Annotated in this window: 4 protein-coding genes; 2 read left to right on the plus strand and 2 right to left on the minus strand. The window is 74.6% G+C overall.

What is annotated here, in order from left to right; translation table 11 throughout:
* On the minus strand, positions 1 to 1094 hold a 1094-nt coding region (locus tag JNW98_RS32990; protein ID WP_223771977.1), incomplete at its 3' end, for an SDR family oxidoreductase.
* A gap of 203 nt (positions 1095 to 1297) precedes the next feature.
* On the opposite strand from JNW98_RS32990, the gene JNW98_RS32995 reads away from it, so the two are divergent.
* Both JNW98_RS32995 and JNW98_RS33000 read left to right on the plus strand, forming a co-directional pair.
* Positions 1298 to 2755 carry a zinc-dependent metalloprotease gene (locus JNW98_RS32995; protein ID WP_223771978.1) on the plus strand — a complete coding sequence of 486 codons (1458 nt, stop codon included), beginning with the start codon at positions 1298 to 1300 and terminating at the stop codon, positions 2753 to 2755.
* Positions 2752 to 3288, plus strand: a complete 537-nt coding sequence (locus JNW98_RS33000; protein WP_223771979.1) for an NUDIX hydrolase — start codon at positions 2752 to 2754, stop codon at positions 3286 to 3288. The genes JNW98_RS32995 and JNW98_RS33000 overlap by 4 nt, the downstream gene beginning before the upstream one ends.
* Positions 3289 to 3312: 24 nt before the next feature.
* On the opposite strand, the gene JNW98_RS33005 is transcribed toward JNW98_RS33000, so the two are convergent.
* On the minus strand, positions 3313 to 3918 hold the full coding sequence (locus JNW98_RS33005; RefSeq protein ID WP_372459384.1) for a M48 metallopeptidase family protein: 606 nt from the start codon (positions 3916 to 3918) through the stop codon (positions 3313 to 3315).
* Between the last annotated feature and the right edge of the window lie 99 nt (positions 3919 to 4017).

The raw sequence follows: 4017 nt of genomic DNA on the forward strand, positions 1-4017 counted from the left end.
CGCACCAGGGCCGCCGTGCCCAGCAGCGCCACGGTGGCCCCGGCGGCGCCCGCCGCCGTCGCGTCCTTGCGGCCGAGCCGCCGGCCCGCGACCGTGTGCCGTCCGGCGACCTCCTCCAGCAGCTCCGCCAGGACCTCCTCGTTGGTCCAGCGCGGCCGCCAGCCGGCGGCGTGCAGCCGGTGGCCGCTGACCACCCAGGGGTGCATCGTGTATTCCAGGTCGCCCGCGGGGGACGGCGTCAGGCCCAGGCGGTGCAGCCGGGAGGCCGCTCCCAGGGCCACGGCCGACGGCAGCTCCATGCGGCGGATGCCGGTGAGCTCCTCGACCTCCTCCTGCTCCAGCCAGCCGTCGCAGCCCACCGCCAGTTCGCCCTCGACCTTCTCCAGGGCGGCGAACTCCAGGGCGCTCACCAGGTCCTCGACGTGGCAGAACTGCCAGACGGGCCGGGACCCGGCGACCACCAGCAGGCGGGGCGACTCGAAGTAACGGGTCAGAGCCGTGTCCGTACCGCCGACGAGGACCGCGGGCCGCAGCACGGTGACGTTCAGCCCGGGGTGCGCGCGGGGCGCGCGGCGGGCCAGGCGCTCGATCTCCAGCAGGTCGCCGACGCCGGTGGCCTCGGCGGTCGCCCGCAGCTCGGCGTCCTCGTCGAGGGGCACGTCGTTGTCGGGGTGCGCGCCGTAGACCATCGCCGAGGTGCACAGCACCACCCGGTGCACCCCGGCCGCCGCGGCGGCCGTCAGCACGGTCTGGGTGCCGCGCACGTTGTAGGCGGTGCGGGCGGCCGGATCGGTCTCCAGGTCCAGGTCGAGCGCGAGGTGGACGACGACGTCGGCGCCCCGCAGCTTCTCCGCGATGGCCGGGTCGCGGACGTCCAGGACGTGCCACTGCGCCTCGCTGACGTCGCCGCGGCGCTCGTCGATGGCGAGGACGTGCTTGACCTCCTCGGATGCGGCGAGCCGCCGGGTGAGCAGCGCACCGACGCCGCGGGCGGCACCGGTGACCGCGACCACGGGCCGGCGGCCGGTCGGGCTCGTACTGTCTCGCGCGGAACCGTTTCGCGCTGCGCGAACTTCTCGGTCGGGGGAACTCACCGGGCGTCTCCAGCGGTTGTCTTCAGTACGTATGTGTCATCACCTGTGTCATGACCCGTACGTACCAGGTGACGTCCATCCTGCCGCAGGCCCCGAGCCGGTGGAGCACCAAGCCCCTATACCGGGGAGGTGTCTACGCTGGGTGGTGTTGTCGGGCATTCGCCGTCGGCCATCGCCGGCGGCCCTAGGAGCCGAGGAAACCCGTGAGTGACACCCCATTCGGATTCAATCTTCCGCCGGAGGAGCCGGAGGACGGCGACAACGGCAAGAAGAAGGGCGGTGACCAGGGTGGCCGTGGACAGGATCCGGCGAACCCGTTCGGATTCGGTTCCGGCGCAGGCGGCGCGGACAACCCCTTCGCCGCGCTGTTCGGCGGCGGCGCGAACCCGGCGTTCGGCGGCATGAACCCCGGTGACCTGGGCGCCGCCTTCCAGCAGCTCGGCCAGATGCTCTCGTACGAGGGCGGCCCGGTGAACTGGGACATGGCCAAGGACATCGCGCGGCAGACCGTCGCGCAGGGCACCGCCGACGGCTCCAAGGACGCCAGCGTCTCGGCCGGCGAGCGGGCCGCGGTCGAGGAGGCCGTCCGGCTGGCCGACCTCTGGCTGGACGGCGTGACCTCGCTCCCCTCGGGCTCGGGCACCGCCGTGGCCTGGAGCCGCGCGGAGTGGGTCGAGGCCACCCTGCCCGTGTGGCGGGAGCTGGTGGACCCGGTCGCCGAGCGCGTCGGCTCCGCCATGGGCGACGTGCTGCCGGAGGAGATGCAGGCCATGGCCGGCCCGCTGCTGGGCATGATGCGCAGCATGGGCGGCGCCATGTTCGGCACCCAGATCGGCCAGGCCGTCGGCGTGCTGGCGGGCGAGGTCGTGGGCTCGACCGACATCGGCCTGCCGCTGGGCCCGGCCGGCAAGGCGGCCCTGCTGCCGGTGAACGTCGAGACGTTCGGCTCCGGTCTCGGGGTGCCGCAGGACGAGGTGCGCCTCTACCTGGCGCTGCGCGAGGCTGCCCACCAGCGGCTCTTCGCGCACGTGCCGTGGCTGCGCTCGCACCTCTTCGGCGCCGTCGAGGGCTACGCCCGGGGCATCAAGGTGGACACCTCCAAGCTGGAGGACGTCGTCGGCCGGCTCGACCCCACCCGTCCCGAGGAGATGCAGGAGGCACTCCAGCAGGGCATGTTCCAGCCGGAGGACTCGCCGGAGCAGAAGGCGGCCCTGGCCCGGCTGGAGACCGCGCTGGCGCTGGTCGAGGGCTGGGTGGACGCGGTCGTGCACGCCGCCGCCGCGCCGCACCTGCCGTCCGCCGGGGCGCTGCGCGAGACGCTGCGCCGCCGCCGGGCCACCGGCGGTCCCGCCGAGCAGACCTTCGCGACCCTGATCGGCCTGGAGCTCCGTCCGCGCCGGCTCCGCGACGCGTCGCGGCTGTGGGCCTCCCTCACCGACGCGCGCGGCGCGGACGGCCGGGACGCGCTGTGGGAGCACCCCGACATGCTGCCGACCGCCGCGGACCTGGACGACCCGGACGGTTTCGTCCACCGGGAGCACCTGGACTTCTCCGAGCTGGACAAGATGCTCGGCGAGGCCGCCGGAGGTGCCGGCGGTCAGGACAAGCCGGACCTCAAGAAGCCCGAGGACCCCGAGAACGGTCCGGGGGACGGCGCGTGAGCCTTCACGCGGACGCGGAGCGGGTGCTCAAGGAGTGGCCCGCTCCGTCCGGTGACGGGCGGCAGGAAGCGCTGCGGCTCGCGTACCTGGAGCATCTGGCCGGCCATCCGGACGGCATGTGGAAGGCGTGCCGGGACGGCCACGTCACGGCCAGTGCCCTGGTGGTGGACCCGGCCCGCGGCCGGGTGCTGCTGACGCTCCACCGCAAGCTGGGGATGTGGCTGCAGATGGGCGGCCACTGCGAGCCGGAGGACGCGACGCTGGCGGCGGCCGCGCTGCGCGAGGCCACGGAGGAGTCCGGCATCGCGCGCGGGCTGACCCTGCTGCCGGGCGGCCCGGTCCGGCTGGACCGGCACCACACGCCGTGCGCCTGGCACCTGGACGTGCAGTACGCGGCGCTGGCGCCGGAGGGTGCCGAGGCCGCGATCAGCGACGAGTCGCTGGACCTGCGGTGGTTCGGCTACGACGAGGTCGCCTCGGTGGCCGACGACTCGGTGGTGCGGCTGGTCGAGCGGGTGCGGGCGCTGGTGTAGGCGCTCGCCCCCGCCCTCCTGGGTTCACTCGCTACGGGCGGCGGGGAGGTGCGGAAGCCGGCCGGCGGCGACCACGCCCTCCAGGTAGCCCCGGGCGCGCTCGGTGCGGGGGTACGCCTCCAGGAGCCGCCAGAAGGCGGGCCCGTGCCCGGGGACGAGCAGGTGCGCCAGCTCGTGCAGGAGGACGTAGTCCACGACGTACTCGGGCATGCCCTGCAGCCGGTGCGAGAGGCGGATGCTGCCCTCGGCGGGGGTGCACGAGCCCCAGCGGGTGTTCTGGTTGGTGACCCAGCGGACGCTGTCGGGCCGGGCCCGGCCGCCGAGGTACTGCCCGGAGAGGCGCTCCGCCCGTTCCGCGAGCTCGGCGTCGCCGAGTATCCGCTTGCTCTCCTGGGCCGCGAGCCGGTCGAGCATCACGTTCACCCACCGCTTCTCCTCGGCGTCCGACATGCGGGCCGGGATGAGGACCACCGTGCGGTCGCCCTCGCGGTAGGCGGAGACGGTTCTGCGCCGGCGCGCGCTCCGGCGGACCTCCACCGGGCGGGCCTCGGTCCCCAGGACGGGCGGTCCGAGCGGGCTCGGGCCGCCGCGCGGCGGTCGGGCGGCACTGTGCAGGGGGTCGACGGGCACGCCCCGACGTTACCCCGTCGGCGGTGCGGGAAGTCCCGCCGTCGCCCGGCTGTCGGTGATTCCCCACCACGCCACAGCACTAGGGCCTGTATTGAGTCG

The organism is Streptomyces huiliensis, from assembly GCF_020037025.1.
Lineage (GTDB): Bacteria > Actinomycetota > Actinomycetes > Streptomycetales > Streptomycetaceae > Streptomyces > Streptomyces huiliensis.